The 16,253-nt window shown below is 40.9% G+C and carries 16 protein-coding genes; 2 read left to right on the top strand and 14 right to left on the bottom strand.

Translation table 11 applies throughout. The features are described 5' to 3' along the window. Nucleotides 1-238 precede the first annotated feature (238 nt). The 4 genes from JFU24_RS24275 to JFU24_RS24260 form a co-directional block, all read right to left on the bottom strand. Entirely contained in the window at nucleotides 239-751 is a 513-nt protein-coding gene (locus JFU24_RS24275) for an adenine phosphoribosyltransferase (protein WP_053347125.1), read from the bottom strand. After that, nucleotides 742-3,117, bottom strand: a complete 2,376-nt coding sequence (gene recJ / locus JFU24_RS24270) for a single-stranded-DNA-specific exonuclease RecJ (RefSeq protein WP_201186004.1) — start codon at nucleotides 3,115-3,117, stop codon at nucleotides 742-744. The genes JFU24_RS24275 and recJ overlap by 10 nt, the downstream gene beginning before the upstream one ends. 147 nt (nucleotides 3,118-3,264) lie before the next feature. Next, a complete protein-coding gene (gene secDF, locus JFU24_RS24265; protein ID WP_201250613.1) occupies nucleotides 3,265-5,526 on the bottom strand; it encodes a protein translocase subunit SecDF in 2,262 nt (753 codons plus the stop codon). Between the two features lie 200 nt (nucleotides 5,527-5,726). After that, on the bottom strand, nucleotides 5,727-6,032 hold the full coding sequence (locus JFU24_RS24260; RefSeq protein ID WP_053347128.1) for a post-transcriptional regulator: 306 nt from the start codon (nucleotides 6,030-6,032) through the stop codon (nucleotides 5,727-5,729). Between the two features lie 167 nt (nucleotides 6,033-6,199). On the opposite strand from JFU24_RS24260, the gene spoVB reads away from it, so the two are divergent. Continuing rightward, nucleotides 6,200-7,762 (top strand): stage V sporulation protein B, encoded by a 1,563-nt coding sequence (gene spoVB / locus JFU24_RS24255; protein ID WP_057218865.1) that lies wholly within the window; start codon nucleotides 6,200-6,202, stop codon nucleotides 7,760-7,762. A 27-nt stretch (nucleotides 7,763-7,789) separates the two neighbouring features. Here spoVB and JFU24_RS24250 read toward each other — a convergent pair whose 3' ends face one another. Beyond that, nucleotides 7,790-8,473: a DUF421 domain-containing protein gene (locus JFU24_RS24250; RefSeq protein WP_201186010.1), complete on the bottom strand. Its 684-nt coding sequence runs from the start codon at nucleotides 8,471-8,473 to the stop codon at nucleotides 7,790-7,792. 168 nt (nucleotides 8,474-8,641) lie between these two features. Here JFU24_RS24250 and JFU24_RS24245 point away from each other — a divergent pair, with 168 nt between their 5' ends. Beyond that, complete coding sequence (locus JFU24_RS24245; protein ID WP_056528324.1) at nucleotides 8,642-9,013, top strand: TIGR04086 family membrane protein; 372 nt, start codon at nucleotides 8,642-8,644, stop codon at nucleotides 9,011-9,013. A gap of 47 nt (nucleotides 9,014-9,060) precedes the next feature. Here the strand turns inward: JFU24_RS24245 and yajC are convergent, their stop codons facing one another. The 9 genes from yajC to JFU24_RS24200 all read right to left on the bottom strand — a co-directional run bounded on the left by yajC (nucleotide 9,061) and on the right by JFU24_RS24200 (nucleotide 15,992). Further along, nucleotides 9,061-9,345 (bottom strand): preprotein translocase subunit YajC, encoded by a 285-nt coding sequence (yajC, locus tag JFU24_RS24240; protein ID WP_053347132.1) that lies wholly within the window; start codon nucleotides 9,343-9,345, stop codon nucleotides 9,061-9,063. Between the two features lie 39 nt (nucleotides 9,346-9,384). Next, nucleotides 9,385-10,524 (bottom strand): tRNA guanosine(34) transglycosylase Tgt, encoded by a 1,140-nt coding sequence (gene tgt / locus JFU24_RS24235; RefSeq protein ID WP_056528321.1) that lies wholly within the window; start codon nucleotides 10,522-10,524, stop codon nucleotides 9,385-9,387. Nucleotides 10,525-10,560: 36 nt separating this feature from the next. Continuing rightward, the gene (queA, locus tag JFU24_RS24230; RefSeq protein ID WP_201223513.1) at nucleotides 10,561-11,589 is read right to left on the bottom strand and encodes a tRNA preQ1(34) S-adenosylmethionine ribosyltransferase-isomerase QueA; all 1,029 of its coding nucleotides are present in this window, start codon (nucleotides 11,587-11,589) and stop codon (nucleotides 10,561-10,563) included. Between the two features lie 40 nt (nucleotides 11,590-11,629). After that, complete coding sequence (locus JFU24_RS24225) at nucleotides 11,630-11,833, bottom strand: DUF2905 domain-containing protein (protein ID WP_201223511.1); 204 nt, start codon at nucleotides 11,831-11,833, stop codon at nucleotides 11,630-11,632. Beyond that, nucleotides 11,830-12,831 (bottom strand): Holliday junction branch migration DNA helicase RuvB, encoded by a 1,002-nt coding sequence (ruvB, locus tag JFU24_RS24220; protein WP_201223509.1) that lies wholly within the window; start codon nucleotides 12,829-12,831, stop codon nucleotides 11,830-11,832. Before ruvB ends, JFU24_RS24225 begins: the two co-directional genes overlap by 4 nt. A gap of 11 nt (nucleotides 12,832-12,842) precedes the next feature. Continuing rightward, nucleotides 12,843-13,457 (bottom strand): Holliday junction branch migration protein RuvA, encoded by a 615-nt coding sequence (ruvA, locus tag JFU24_RS24215; protein ID WP_201250612.1) that lies wholly within the window; start codon nucleotides 13,455-13,457, stop codon nucleotides 12,843-12,845. A 248-nt stretch (nucleotides 13,458-13,705) separates the two neighbouring features. Then, nucleotides 13,706-14,206: an intercompartmental signaling factor BofC gene (locus JFU24_RS24210; RefSeq protein ID WP_201250611.1), complete on the bottom strand. Its 501-nt coding sequence runs from the start codon at nucleotides 14,204-14,206 to the stop codon at nucleotides 13,706-13,708. A 132-nt stretch (nucleotides 14,207-14,338) separates the two neighbouring features. Further along, nucleotides 14,339-14,944, bottom strand: a complete 606-nt coding sequence (locus JFU24_RS24205; protein WP_201186012.1) for a YhcN/YlaJ family sporulation lipoprotein — start codon at nucleotides 14,942-14,944, stop codon at nucleotides 14,339-14,341. Nucleotides 14,945-15,044: 100 nt separating this feature from the next. After that, the gene (locus JFU24_RS24200) at nucleotides 15,045-15,992 is read right to left on the bottom strand and encodes a phosphotransferase (RefSeq protein WP_201250610.1); all 948 of its coding nucleotides are present in this window, start codon (nucleotides 15,990-15,992) and stop codon (nucleotides 15,045-15,047) included. Nucleotides 15,993-16,253: the final 261 nt, after the last annotated feature.

Genomic DNA, 16,253 nt, shown 5'->3' with positions numbered 1-16,253 from the left:
TCAGCAAAACGTGACAATTTTTGCGAAAAAAATAAATCCGCCGAAACGGATACAAGTGCAAATAAACTTAATAGCAGAAAACTCTTTATTATTACTATTATCGAAAAAAATGGCATGGATGTAAAGGGTAAAACATGTATTTTATTAAGAATAGTTCTTTTTTTCACTGGAAATTCGACAAAATCTATGAAAAACGGGTAAAACAGAAAGAGCACCCTGGTCAGAGTGCTCTTCTTTATTAAAAGTTCATTAGTGTTAAAACATCATAGCCTTCTAATTTATCTTTACCGTCTAGGTCTGTTAATTCAATAAGGAATGCAATCCCGGCTACAATTCCGCCAAGCTCTTCCACTAATTTGATCGTTGCTTCGATTGTACCGCCAGTAGCAAGTAAATCGTCCGTAATCAGGATACGTTGTCCTGGTTTAATGGCATCTTTATGGATAGTCAATACATCCTTACCATATTCTAAGCCATATTCGACTTTTATCGTTTCACGTGGAAGCTTTCCTTCTTTTCTCACTGGCGCAAAGCCCACTTCCAATGAGTATGCGACTGGACATCCGATAATGAATCCGCGTGCTTCCGGTCCGACCACTAAATCGATATTTTTATCGCGAGCGTACTCGACGATTTGGTCTGTTGCGTATTTATAAGCTGCGCCGTTATCCATTAATGTTGTAATATCTTTGAAGACAATACCCGGTTTTGGCCAGTCTTGCACAATTGTTACATATTGCTTTAAATCCATTGCTTTGTTTCCTCCTCAAGGTCTGTTGCCTCATGAACTAAAAAATGATTGAACCAATCGAATAATTGCTGATAGGAAGAATAGACAAGCTCTTGTTCAAGCTCAAATTGCTCTTTCTTTCTTATAAACGATTCAGACTCACTGAGATCGCGTTTTTTCGCATTGGCTGTGAGCATAATTAACCCATTCTCTATTGTAACAAAATCAAGCTCAAAAAACACCTTTGAAATAAAATCCACTGTATCTCTTGACCAGCCTCGGTATTTGGCAAGATCATCACCATACCTTTTCACATCAAGCGGACCCTTTTTAGCAAGAAAGGCATAGAACCATTTAAAGTCGTCCCGTGTTGGCACCGTACTTAAGAAATGATCCTGTTCATGAGAAAAATGTGCGTATATCCGCGACGGCTTCTTATTTTCAATCACCCGTTTTAACAACTCTCTTAACGGGGGCATGTCCATAAGAACCACATGTCCTTGCATGCAGTCGAGCTGATCTGCTTCCTGTTCATTCTTGATTAAAACAAGATCGGGATGGTTTTGTAAAAAAGGATATCTTCTATAAATATCTTCCGAGAAAATAACAATTTTCCGATTATGAACCGGTATCTCAGCTAGCCACTTCTCTGCCTGTCCCTTGCCGCGATAATCAAAGAGCTGCCAATGATTGACCGATACATCCTGAACAAAGATTTGCGGCTTTTTGATATTATTCCACTCATTAATGGAAAGCTCGCCGATCACGGAGACTTCTGCATGCGGAGCTATTTCATCCACATAATGACCTAGACCAAACCCAACGCCGTCGAGTTTATGATTCTCACTATCTTCAAGCTGCACCTTCAAGTGATTCTGATTGGCGCCAATTTTACGGACACTTGAAAGCTGGACGGAATCTATCAAGATTTTAGGCTTTGGATTGGTAACTCCAAATGGCGCTAGCAGGCTCATTTCCTGAATCGTTTGAATGGAAACTTCCGCTAATGTTGTGGCTCCATCCAAGTTGGTAATAGGTGTGAAATCTTCTTCGCTGAGCTGTTCTTTCGCAATCATGTTCATGCGATCTCTAAGCTCCTGTACGTCTTCTATTTTCAAGGTCATTCCCGCAGCCATCGGATGTCCACCAAAATGAGGCAGCAATTCGCGACAAGTAGAGAGACTCTCAAAAAGGTCGAATCCAGCAATACTCCGGGCTGAACCTTTCGCGTGCCCCTTTTCTCGGTCATAGCTCAACACAATGGTCGGACGGTAAAAGCGTTCAACCAGTTTGGAGGCTACAATACCCACTACCCCTGCGTTCCAGCCTTCTCTCCCGATAATAAGCACACCATTTGACTCCGGTGGGAAGTTTTCCTCAACCTCTTGAATCGCTTCTTCCGCCATTGCAGCAACCATCGCCTGACGCTCTTTATTAATATCATCGATTTCATTAGCCAGTTCCGTCGCTTCAGCCAAGTTTTCAGACATCAATAAATCAACAGCCGGGTCAGCATCACCAAGGCGGCCAACTGCATTGATTCGTGGTGCCATTGCAAAGCCGATTGATTCCTCATTCAATGCTTCCTGCTGAATATTCGCCACTTTCATTAGGGCAACAAGCCCCGGACGTCTAGTTAAGCGTAACTGCTCAATCCCTTTCGCTGCAATGAGGCGGTTTTCTCCTTTTAAAGGTACCAAATCCGCAATGGTACCGATTGCCGCAATCTCCAGCAAATCCTCTGGCAGTTCACCTAGCAAAGCATGTGCCAGTTTAAAAGCAACCCCTACGCCAGCAAGATCTTCAAATGGATAGGAACTGTCCTCAAGTTTTGGATGAATAATCGCTAGTGCTTCGGGAAGTTCCGGCCCCGGTTCATGGTGATCCGTCAAAATATAATCCATGCCAAGCTCGCTAGCAAGTTTCGCTTCATCAACTGCGGAAATTCCCGTGTCCACGGTTATTAATACCTTTACACCTTGCTCAGCAGCCAAGCGGAATGCCATTGGATTCGGCCCGTAGCCCTCTGTAAACCGATTAGGAATATAAAAGTCCACATCGGCTCCTAGTCTAGTAAGCGTCGTCATCATCACCGTAGTCGATGTCACGCCGTCCGCATCATAATCACCAAAAACCCTGATTTTCTCTCCGTTTTGAATGGCTTCTTTTATTCTATATACTGCTTTATCCATATCTTTCAGTAAAAATGGATCATGAAAAGTTTGATTTTTTACAAATAAAAATGATCGGGCACTTTCAATTGTATCCAGGCCACGATTCACAAGTAAGGCCGCAACTAAGGGTGTGATATGAAGCTCTTCCGCTAGTTCAGCAACTTTGTTTTCATCGGCAGTTCGTAAGTTCCACCGTGTTTTTGGCTTTAACATAAATTCACCCCTCAACTTACTTATTATACAAAACGACAATAACGGTTTCAATTTTATTTTAAACTCAAAATTGGCTGTATTTCCCAATTCAAAAAGCTAGTCTCACAAAAAGAAGGCTGGCATCATGCCAGCCCCCCCTCTCACATATTAAACTTGTCCTTCAAGACTTTGTTTCTTTTCTTTTGCTGTATTCAGTGGTCCTTTTTTCTTCAATTCTTTGATTTTCAAATCAAGCCAGAATTGAGATGCGATTAATAAAGACGAATACACGCCACATATTAAACCGATAAACAGGGCAATTGAGAAGTTTCGGATAGCTTCACTACCGAAGATCGCCAACGCGATAACCGTAATGAGAACGGTTAGTACGGTGTTAATGGATCTCGTCAATGTTTGCCTGATACTGATATTTACAATATTCTCAAGCTCTTCAACGGTTTTGATTTTACGACTGAAGCGTAGGTTTTCACGAATACGGTCAAAGGTTACGATCGTATCATTGATGGAATAACCGACAATCGTCAGAACCGCAGCAATGAAGGTGATATCTACTTCAAGTCGAAGTAGGCTAAATATCGTAATAATAAAGAACGCGTCATGTATAAGCGCTACGACGGCAGGAACAGCCATCCGCCATTCAAATCGTATGGATACATACAAGATAATGCCGAGTGATGCAATCGCTAACGCAAACATAGCATTTTTCGCGAGTTCTTTTCCGACTGTCGGGGATACGGTGCTGACATTCGGTTCTGTTCCATAATCCTTCTTGAAGTAGTCCTTCAACTCAGCGATTTCCTGTTTATTAAGCACACCGACTGTACGAACGACAGCATTTTTATTTTCTTGTCCAGCGAGCCTAACATCCTTGATATCATCCGCAGCAATACCGACCTTTTTCATTTCGGTTCTGACTTGCTGAGTCGTTAAAACATCTTTGGACGCAATCTCAATTCGGGTACCACTAGTAAAATCAATACCAAGATTTAATCTAAAGACGAACAAGAAAATAATCCCGATAAGGGTAACACCGATTGAAATACTATAAAAGACTTTCCTATGTTTGACGAAATCGATTTTATCAAAGCGAGTTGGCAATGACATTAAATTAATTTTCTCAGATAAATTGTGAATGTATTTCTTCTTCACGCCAAACCATGTTGTACGTTTGTCCAAGAACCCACTATTTACCCACAGGCTCATGAAAAGACGTGTACCATAGACGGCTGTAATGAAACTCATTAAAATCGAAATGATCAAAGTAGTCGCAAACCCTTTAACTGAGCTTGTTCCATAATAAAACAGAACGGCCGCAGCCAGCAAGGTTGTTAAGTTGGCATCCATGATCGTACTAAGTGAATTTTTCGTACCTTCTTTATAGGCTGCTTTAACAGATCTACCAAGTTTCAATTCATCCCTAATTCTCTCGTAGGTTATGATATTGGCGTCGACAGCCATACCAACTCCGAGTACTAATGCCGCAATACCAGGAAGCGTAAGGACTGCATTCATCCAGTCAAACACTAATAGCGTCAAGAAAATGTAGATGCTTAAAGTGACGACTGCAATGAATCCTGGGAAGCGGTAATACACAAGCATAAAGATAAAAACAAGTGCAATTCCGATGATTCCGGCAAAAATAGTATCATTTAGTGCACCTGCACCAAATTGGGCACCTACAGAAGTAGAGTACTTTTCTTTTAAATCTACAGGCAGCGCACCTGCATTCAGAAGGGCTGCAAGCTCTTTCGCTTCTTCCACCGTAAATTGACCGGTAATATACACCTTCTTCGTATTAAAAACTTCACTGACAGCTGGAGCTGAAATCATATTGTCTTGTGAAGCTGTATCTTTAATGGAATCTTTTCCTTCCTCGAAATCCAACCAGATTGCAAGTACATTTGTCGGGCTTTCCATTGAGGAAATTTTTTGAGTGATTTCTTTAAACTTATTCACGTCTTTCAGCGTGACTTCAACAACCGGTTTATTATCTTGGAACGTTTGTTTCGCGCCGCCTTCTTTCAGATCAGCACCGGTCATCATTTCCTTATCGTTGTAATCACGGAACGATAATTTTGCTTGAGTCGAAAGGATTTCCCGAGCGTTGTTTTGGTCTTTAACACCGGCTAATTGAACACGGATCCGGTCTTTCCCTTCGATTTGAATATTAGGTTCACTTACACCTAATACATTGACACGCCGCTCCAGTGAGCTTACTGTAGCCCTCAAAACATCCGGAGTGATCTTTTCCCCAGAAAGCGGTTTTACTTCATATAACACTTCAAAACCGCCTTGAAGATCAAGACCCAGCTTGATATCCTTTAGGATTCCTTTTGAAGTCGTTCCCATCGCTGCGAAAATCAAAAGTACGATTAGAAAAAACGCAACGATTCTGCTTCTTTTTACCATTATGTAGTAGGCCCCTTTCTATAATACGCCTGTTCATGGAGTTTCAAAAACTGTCATTTTTTTTCGTTTTATAAGGTTGCATTCTCTTCAAATCGTTAGAAAAAAGACACCGCTCTCCATACTCTTTTTCCAAAAAAAAGCATAACCATATCTATTATGATTCATTTACAAACTGCTGTCAATTTAAGTATTTCGCAGTTTTATTCTTTCAAAAGTTCTTTAAGCTCTTCTTCAGAAAGCGGTTCAAAAAGATTTGGTGATTTATAAGCTTCGACCATTTGAAAGGTCATGAACTGGTTGCTCGAAAATGTCACAATGTCGGCTACGAGTTCGTGAAGGTGAATGTTTTCCTGAGGCCGCTTCCATTTGTTCTTGGTTAAGGTTGCCCATATATCTTCCTCTGTAACAGCATTCAATCCAACCATTTGGAATTCCTCACGTTTGCTCTTCAAGAATGGACGTACCTTTACATAATAACGTTGATATGGGTGATTCTTTTTCGTCATCACTTTGCCTCCAGTAAAAATGATTCTCAATTGAATGCGCATTTTCTAAGAAGGAAATTCGATCATTTGTAAGAACGCAAACACTTTTGTCATGCTTTGTCCAAGTACAAGCATATAGATAATTGTATAGCATAACCGCTTTTTTGAGAAGGCAGGGAGGGAGTTCAATGTCTAAGTTTTTAAAAGGGACGCTGATTTTATTAATCGCAAGCCTGATAACAAGGGTTCTTGGGTTCATTAACCGCATTGTCATCGCCCGTTTTATCGGCGAAGAAGGCGTTGGTTTATATATGATGGCTTTACCGACCCTATTTCTTGTCGTCAACATTACCCAGTTAGGCTTGCCAATCGCCATATCCAAATATGTGGCCGAAGCCAATGCCCGAGGTGATGAAAGGAAAATCAAGAAAATCCTTGTCGTCTCTTTGGCCTGTACATTTACTTTATCAATGATCTTTACTCCTGCGATGCTATTTTTTGCACCGGTTCTATCCGAATATTTATTCACAGATGAAAGAACGGTATGGCCGCTTATGGCGATTGCCCCTATTGTTCCAATTATCGCTATTTCATCTGTCTTGCGCGGATATTTCCAAGGCAAGCAAAATATGAAGCCCTTCGCTTTCTCGCAAGTTATAGAACAGGTAGCCCGTATCACTTTCATTGCCGTCCTAACCAAGGCCTTTTTGCCATACGGAATCGAATATGCCGCAGCTGGCGCAATGTTTGCTTCGATTATTGGTGAGCTTGTATCACTTGTATACCTATTGACAAGCTTTAAATTAAAGAAACATTTTAAATTCCGGAAAGGCTTCTTCAAAAATGTCAAATCCGGGAAAGGCACATTTACTGAATTGATGGGGATTGCCCTGCCTTCAACAGGAAGCAGAATGATTGGGTCAATTTCTTGGTTTTTTGAACCAATTGTGGTCGCTCAGAGTTTGCAACTTGCCGGTGTGACCGCGGCCGCAGCTACCAGTCAATATGGAGAGTTAACAGGATACGCACTGCCTTTGCTCATGCTTCCTTCTTTTGTTACGGCTTCATTAGCTACAGCCCTTGTTCCTGCTGTTAGTGAAGCAAGGACAACAGGAAACTTTTCACTCGTTGAACACAGGCTTCAGCAGGCCCTGAAAATCACCTTTATTACAGGTTGTTTAGCTGTCGTCACTCTGTTCATCTTTGCTGAACCGATTTTACAAGTAATGTATGGCTCTTCCCACGCTGCTGTTTTCATTAAATTTCTTTCACCTTTTTTCATACTCTATTATTTTCAATATCCGTTGCAGTCGATGCTTCAGGCACTTGACCTTGCAAAAGCCGCAATGTTTAACAGCCTTGCAGGAAACATTCTTAAAATTGGTGTAATCTGGCTGCTGGCATCCAAGGAAAGTTTCGGTATTATGGGGGCCGCAATCGGAATAGCAGTCGGTTCGATGCTCGTTACCTTTCTGCATTTTTCAACTGTGTTAAAAGTCGTTCCTTTTACCCTTCATTTTCGGAGTTATATGTTGGCTTTAGTTATTGCATTAATTTCCGGTTGGGGTGGTTATTATATTTATCAAGATCCACTCTCCTCTCAGCCTCTAGGAACCCGACTGTTGCTTTCCGTTACCGTTGTGTTCCTGCTGTTCACATTTTTCATGCTCTTGACTGGCTTCATAAAAAAAGCAGACTTAATTCGAATCCCTGTAATCGGCGTGTTTTTATCAAGGTTTGCATGGAAATAGAAATAACCGAAGTAACAGCAGCTTCGGTTATTTCTTCGTTTCATTTGTATCAATGTAAAATTGGCCATCTATGTATCCGCAAATCGATATCTCTTTAACCTTTGTATCCCCATGTTCTTTTAACTGATGCAGAAGCCAAAAATGATTTTTTCCAATTTTATTAAGATTTTCTTCCTGTATCACTCCGTCGACTATTAGCGGATAGGGTATTGATTCACTTTCCGACCTTTCTTCTTCGCTATTTTTAATCACCGAGAGCTTTCCTGAAGTTTCAAGGATCGCAAATCGAACTTCGTTTAAATCAATAATTCCTTGTTCACGAAGCTGGGTCAATAAGTCATCAAAATTATATCGTTGTCTGCGCATCGCTTTTTCATCTATTTTCCCCTGATTGATGATGATCTGTGGCTTACCATCCATGAAATAGCGAAACTTGACACTTTTCAATGAGATGAATGCTAATGTAATTTGGAGGGTCGCGAGGACAAACATTGGGATAGTCTGTCGGATAAACGGTTTTTCCAAATCTTCAAAGGATAGCACAGCAATGTCCCCTATCATGATAGATACCACTAAATCAAGAACGCTCAGTTCTCCTACTTCCCGCTTACCCATCAATCGAAAAAGGAACCAGATGACTAAATAGATTACCGTCGTTCGAAAAATAATACCTAGATAGATATCCAATTCAATAACACTTCCTTCATCCATAGGATGGCTTTGAAAATGAAAAATTACTCTATATTCTTTTTCAAATTTCATAGAACTTCTTAAACCAGGTCTAAAGGTTCCAATAGAAGAATATGCTTGTACAAACACATCAACAGGCTAAATGTATCAGCCTTTTAAAAAGGGGGAATAACCATCGAAACTAAAAAAATGAGTGTCGCCGTAATCTATGGCGTCGGCTCCATCTTTGCCATAGCGATGATTGCAAGCTTACTCTTTTCTATCCTTCTTCGTTTTACTTCACTGACGGAATCATCCCTGACATACGTGATCATGATTGTGTCCTTTTTATCGCTGTTCATTGGTGGATTTATTTCAGGAGGTAAAGGGAAAAAGCAAGGACTTTTCTTAGGTGGAAGTACTGGTTTGCTTTACCTTTTAGTTGTGTTTCTTTTTCAATATTTAGGTAATGATGCACTTTTCACCATCAAACAATGGATTTATTACGGCTGTTTTGTGATCACAGCCATGATGGGTGGCGTGCTTGGAGTAAATATGAGTTCAGAATCGCGAACCAATTAAAAAACCACAGCAAAAAACCGGGCACAATAGCCCGGTTTTAGTTTGTCTTATACAGTTACTTCTTTATTTGGTGCGCTTTCCGTAATTTCACGGATGGCAGCACGGTCAAATGTAAGCTTTGAACCGTCTGGTGATTTAATGACAATTTGCAATTCATCGATTGCATCGATTGTTCCGTGCATGCCGCCGATAGTTGCAACTTTATCACCTTTTTTCAAACTGCTTTGCATGTTTCGCGTAGCCTTCTGGCGTTTTTGTTGCGGACGGATTAATAAGAAATAGAACAATACGAACATTAAAATTAACGGAAGTATTTGTGTTAAACTACCCATTTTTCTTCACTCCTTTCATTCTTTAAAATATTTATGGAATTAGAAGTTTTTTGCATTTGGCTTATTGAAACCATATTGTTCAAAAAACTCTTCCCTAAAGTCTCCAAGGCGATCTTCTCGAATAGCTTGTCTGACCTGTTCCATCAAGTTTAACAGAAAATGAAGATTATGATAAGTCGTAAGACGAATACCAAAGGTTTCTTCACATTTAATCAAATGGCGGATATAAGCCCGGCTATAATTTTTACAAACATGACAATCGCAATTTTCATCTATTGGACCAAAATCACGAGCATACTTCGCATTTTTCACAACCAGTCGGCCATTGCTTGTCATCAACGTACCATTACGTGCAATACGTGTAGGGAGTACGCAATCAAACATATCTACGCCGCGGAGCGCACCATCAATCAATGAGTCCGGTGAACCGACTCCCATTAGGTAACGCGGTTTGTTAGTTGGCAGTAATGGACTTGTAAATTCAAGGACACGGTTCATGATATCCTTCGGTTCCCCAACAGATAATCCTCCAATAGCATAACCCGGGAAATCAAGGGAGACAAGGTCTTTCGCACTTTGTTTACGAAGGTTTTCAAACTCTCCACCCTGAACGATACCGAACAACCCTTGATCTTTTGGACGCTCATGCGCATTCAAGCAGCGTTCTGCCCAGCGTGATGTCCGTTCAACTGATTTCTTCATATACTCTTCGGTTGCCGGGAATGGCGGACATTCATCGAATGCCATCATAATATCAGAGCCAAGTGCATTTTGTATTTCCATCGCTTTTTCAGGAGATAAGAATAATTTATCACCATTGATATGGTTTCTGAAATGTACGCCCTCTTCTTCAATTTTACGGAATTCACTCAAACTGAACACTTGAAAACCGCCAGAGTCTGTTAATATCGCCCTGTCCCAGTTCATGAATTTGTGCAATCCGCCAGCTTCCTTGATAATTTCATGTCCAGGACGCAGCCATAAGTGATACGTATTGCTTAGGATGATGCCTGCCCCCATTTGTTTCAAATCTTCTGGTGACATCGTTTTGACAGTTGCCATTGTTCCAACCGGCATAAATGCTGGTGTTTCAAAAGAACCATGCGGCGTATGAACACGACCTAGCCGTGCCCCTGTCTGTTTACATGTTTTGATTAACTCATATCGTATTGCAGTCAACGCAATAACTCCCTTCAAGAGCATCTCACTCTTATATTACTTAATTAACATTGCATCTCCAAAACTAAAGAACCTGTATTTTTCTTCCACAGCCGTTTCATAGGCATGAAGAACATGTTCCCTGCCTGCGAGGGCGGAGATAAGCATGATTAAAGTTGATTTTGGTAAATGGAAATTCGTAATCATCGCATTAATCCCTTTGAATTCATAACCAGGATAAATGAAAATGCTCGTCCAGCCACTCTCTTCCTTAAAAACTCCATCATTACGAGACGCAATCGTTTCCAGCGTTCTCGTCGACGTAGTACCGACCGTGATGATTTTCCCACCGTCTTCTTTAACTTTATTCAGTAATCGGGCTGTTCCTTCGGTCATTTGGTAGAACTCAGAATGCATTTCGTGACTATCAATATCGTCCACGCTGACTGGGCGGAACGTACCTAGTCCAACATGAAGCGTGATAAAAGCGATATGAACGCCCATGCCTTTAAGTTTCTCAAGCAAATGCTCCGTAAAGTGCAGCCCTGCCGTTGGGGCTGCAGCCGACCCGCGTTCACGCGCATATACCGTTTGATAACGGTCTTGGTCGTCGAGCTGTTCCTTGATATATGGAGGCAGCGGCATTTCGCCAAGTTCCTCTAATATCTCATAAAAGATACCTTCATATTGAAACTTTAGGATTCGACCGCCATGTTCAAGTACACCTGTGCAGACGGCACTCAGCTTACCATCGCCAAAGATGATTGTCGTGCCTTCTTTAATTCGTTTCGCTGGCTTTACAAGTGTCTCCCATACATCATCATGTTCTTGTTTCAACAGCAAAACTTCTACTTTTCCACCTGTTTCTTCTTTACTGCCGTATAGCCGTGCCGGCAGTACTTTCGTATCGTTTAACACAAGACAGTCACCAGGTTTAATATACTCCGTGATATGACTGAATACATCATGCTGAAGCTCACCAGTTACTTTGTCTAGCACCATCAATCTACTTGCTTCCCTATCTTCCAAAGGAACTTGGGCAATCAGTTCCTCTGGTAAATGAAAATCAAACATATCCAATTTCATCTGTTCCACTTCCTAACCTGTCTATCAAAGCAGTAATTTGTTATTTAAAACGGCTGATTAGATAAAAAATAGCTGACAACACAACACTGACAATGATTGATGTTACGATTGGAAAGTAAAAAGTTGTGTTCCCCTTTTTGAACAAAATATCTCCCGGCAGCCTACCAAGATGTATATATTTCATCGCAAAACCAATCACAAATATAATCACGCCAAGTATCATAACCATTTTTGGTACATTCATCCTTCAGGCATCTCCATTTCGAAATGCTCATAAACAAGCGGTGTTGCCATTCGTCCTCTTGGGGTCCGTTGTAGAAAACCGACCTGTAACAGATATGGCTCATACACATCTTCAATCGTATGTGCTTCCTCACCAATTGTTGCTGCAATCGTCTCCAACCCAACGGGACCACCACGAAATTTCTCAATAATCCCTTTAAGTAATTTATGGTCAATATGATCGAGTCCTAAACGGTCGACCTGCATTAATTCAAGTGCATAATCGGCGAGTTCTGCCGTTATCGTCCCATCTCCACGGACCTGGGCGAAATCCCTGACCCGACGCAAAAGACGGTTTGCAATTCTTGGGGTTCCCCGTGATCTTCTAGCAAGCTCGCCTGCGGCCTGATCATCCATTTCCGTGTCCATGATTCTTGCCGTACGGATGATGATATCAGTCAAGTGATTTTCCGTGTAATATTCAAGACGGCTCAAAACGCCAAAACGGTCCCTGAGCGGTGCCGACAGCGAACCTGCCCTTGTCGTGGCCCCAACGAGGGTAAACGGAGGCAGGTCGATCCTGATCGAACGTGCCTCTGGTCCCTTGCCGACTACGATATCAAGACAGAAATCCTCCATAGCGGGATATAGAACTTCTTCGACAACACGAGGCAAACGGTGAATTTCATCAATGAATAACACATCACCGGGTTCGAGCGCACTCAAAATTGCCGCCAGATCTCCCGGCCGCTCAATGGCTGGCCCGGAAGTCGTGCGGATATTGACACCCATTTCGTTGGCGATGATGACAGCTAGTGTCGTCTTCCCAAGTCCTGGGGGTCCATATAAAAGAACATGATCTAGCGTTTCTTCACGCATCCTTGCCGCTTCGATATACACGCTCAAATTCGCCTTCACTTTATCCTGTCCAATATATTGCTTTAAGTTTTGCGGTCGCAGGCTTTGTTCAAAGGATAGTTCGTTCAAATCGGCTTCCTGATTGAATACTCTCTCCTCCATTGCGCCACTCCTTATCTTAACATCATTTGCAATGCTTTCTTAATATATTGCTCGGTCGTCATTTCTTCCGTTTGTAATTTCTTTGCGACCTTTTGAATTTCTTTTTCAGAATAACCAAGAGCCTTTAAGGCGAGAATTGCTTCATCCAGCTCCTCGGTATAACCGTTTTGGCTGATTGCCGCTGTAATGCCTTCGTTAAACAAGTTTGGAAACGCATCCGGAATTATGTTCTCGAGTTTTCCTTTTAAATCAAGAATCATTTGGCGTGCCGTCTTCTTTCCGACTCCTGGGAATTTAACAAGAAACGTTTCATCCTCACTTTCAATCGCTTGCACCACTTGATCGACCTGGCCTGACGCTAATATGGCAAGCGCCCCCTTCGGCCCAATTCCAGTAACATTCAACAACTTGGTGAACAATGCCTTTTCTTGACGAGTCTGAAATCCGTAAAATGCGGCCATATCCTCTCGCACATAATGATACAGAAAAACTTGAATCTCTTTTTGATATTGAGCGGAAAAAATAAAAGGATTCGGCGTCATCACTTGATATCCGATCCCCCCATTTTCCACAACTATGTATTCAGGTCCGATATAATCGACCTTGCCTTTTATATAATCATACAAATTATTTCTCTCCCTGATTTTGCTGTACCTCTCATTTTATCATAAAAAAGGGTGGAAGTTTATTAAAAGTTATTTAGCAATTGATCAGGGCTATTTCCCTAGATCTTGCTACCTTTTAACACCTTGTTTATTTTATTGGAGTTTTATGCTTCTGCTGAAAAACGGTGATATAATTTTTCCACTTGAATGAAATTCACTTTTTTAAAAAAACCTGTTCCCATACAAAAAGGACGGGTGTTATTCCCATCCTAATTTACCGAATATGGCTCATATTCTTTAATGAGCTGTTTATATTGGTCTTTATTCACGATTGGTATGCCTTTTTGCAATTCTTCTTGCTTGTATACTTCGAGTTTACCAACGTCTAATTGGTAGAAAGTATGAATGATCTTAGCGTGCTCCGGTCGACCAATAAAAATGGATAACGTACCATCTTTTTTCATGCCTAGATATCCATTTGCCTTTAAAAGCGGAGATATATCATTTTCTATTTTCTTAAGTACAATCTGGTCTTCATTCTGATCGACTACTTTCCAGCCTTGATATTTTAACCAAAAGTCTTCCATCGTCCAAATTGTTTCTGTCAATTTTTCCTCACTTAACTCACCATCAAGATACATACGCTGAAGAATTACCTTTCTTTCAATTGGATTATTTTCCTGTTGCACCAACTCTTCTGCAAAAACGGTATAGCAAAATGGCAGTATAAAAAGTGTCAAGAAAAACTGAATTCTAAGTTGATTAGTCAATATTCTCACCTCTTAAGGGAGTTTACTTTTTAAGTAGTTTGACCCGAAATTAGGATTATTAACCAGAAAAAATCCGGCCGGGTTGATAAAACAAAAAAAGCTGACTCCAAAAATTAAGTCAGCTTCACATAATCATTGTAAATGATTTTCATGAATGTTTAGGTTATCGAACATGTCATTGGCATCCAGAATGATTGAGTCTCTCGTATCGCCATCACGAAGGTTGTTATCGAGTGTCATTGTCCGGAAATACACGCCTTTATCAGTCGTTACGTTAAGGGTCCGGCCTTCAGTGAGTGGTTCGACTTTTTTCATTACTGATTCTTTAACAGCTTTTGCCTGGTTGTAGTCATCGAGCAACAAGGCTACAAGCATTTCATCTTCCATAATAATGGCCCGGGAGTCAATAACTGAATCCTCTGAATTGGCCACCCTATTAACTTGGTCGGCTAATTCACCTTCATACGCATTATAATATGATGATCGAGCCCGAAGTGGTTTACTTTCATGACCATGGTAATTACGATCCCGCTTACTATACTCATCATCCTTGTTGTAAAGGCCTTGAACCACATTCTGATAATTAATGTTGCGAACTAACGCATCTTTTTCAGTGGAATGATATCCTGTCTCATTCGTAATATTCTCGTTTTCCGCTGCATTATTATTAGCGCACCCAACCAAGCCTGTGGCAGCTAATACCGTGCAAAGCGGTAATACCCATTTTATTTTCCGCACCAACAACCCTCCCCATTACAATAGAGCCTATATTTCGCTCATAATTATCATGGTTGTCTAAAGGGAATTTTACTCTGTTAGTTACGGCCAAAAGCACGTTTTATTTCCTATTTAGGGAGGAAATCTTTTCTTTCAGTTTTTCATTCATCTCCATCCGTTCTGAAAAATCTTCCACCGTCATTTTCCAAACAGAATGAAGCTGAGAAGAACTTTTATTTTGGCGGTTCCATTCACGGAAAATATCCGTTGGATAAGTTAAAGCATATAAAAAGGCTGGGTCTGATTGATATTTTTTCAGTTGAGGTATTTGCCATAACATCGTAGCAGCGTCTTCTAAATGATTGGATATTCGATTTGCATACTGTAAATAATCAATGCACCTTGGAGCGCTGGCCATTAAGTCAAAATCGATTAAGGTTAAGGTGCCATCTGCTTTCCGCAAAAAATTATGATGAGCACAATCACCGTGAATGATTACTTTTTTTTCCTTATTCCACAAAGACTGATTTTTTTCAAAACCATCAAGGGCCCACTCACCCCAGCCAATCCATTCCTTAATAATCTCTTCGGAAACATATTGGCGAATATAAGAAAAGTTCTTTTTGAATAGCGATAACCGTTCTTTCCATTTTCTTAATTGATCAAAAACTGGCGCTTTAATATACAGATGTTCCGAAACATCATGGAAGCTTTCAAGTAACTGAATTCCTTCAAGGCGATCCTTTTGATTGGAATATCGGAATTTTTTCTTACTAGGTGGCAAATAGTCTATACTGCCATACCATTTCCCTTCAAATTGGAAAGGCATTAAATTCTGATGAATATAATACGTTTGAGTGAATCCCTTTTGTTTTAACAAAGAAGTCAATTCTCTTTGTCGATCCCACTTTTCAAAACTGTCAAATCCTTTAAGAATCAGCGGAGGATCCTTTTCAAAGGTAATTAAATAGACACTACTTTGAAGATGGTGGATATTCTTTGGCCTACGATTTAAATAAGAGAGGAGACGAGTGTAAAATACACTGTCTTGCTGATAATTAGTAGTCATCGCTTTCATCTACATAAGTTGGCATTCCAAACGTTTCAGGTGCACGAACGCCCCCGAATTGACCTGGTTGGCCTCCCATTTGTCCAGGTAACATTGCTTCCGGCTGACCACCAAATTGACCTGGCATCATTCCTGGTTGACCTCCAAATTGACCTGGCATCATTCCTGGTTGACCTCTATACTGGCCTCCCATCATCCCCGGCTGTCCTCCTTGCTGGCCTCCCATCATTCCCGGTTGACCTCCTTGTTGGCCTCCCATCA

It is taken from the genome of Peribacillus sp. TH27, from assembly GCF_016650915.1.
In the GTDB taxonomy this organism is placed as follows: domain Bacteria; phylum Bacillota; class Bacilli; order Bacillales; family DSM-1321; genus Peribacillus; species Peribacillus butanolivorans.
This window is presented reverse-complemented; position numbering and strand designations above follow the sequence as displayed.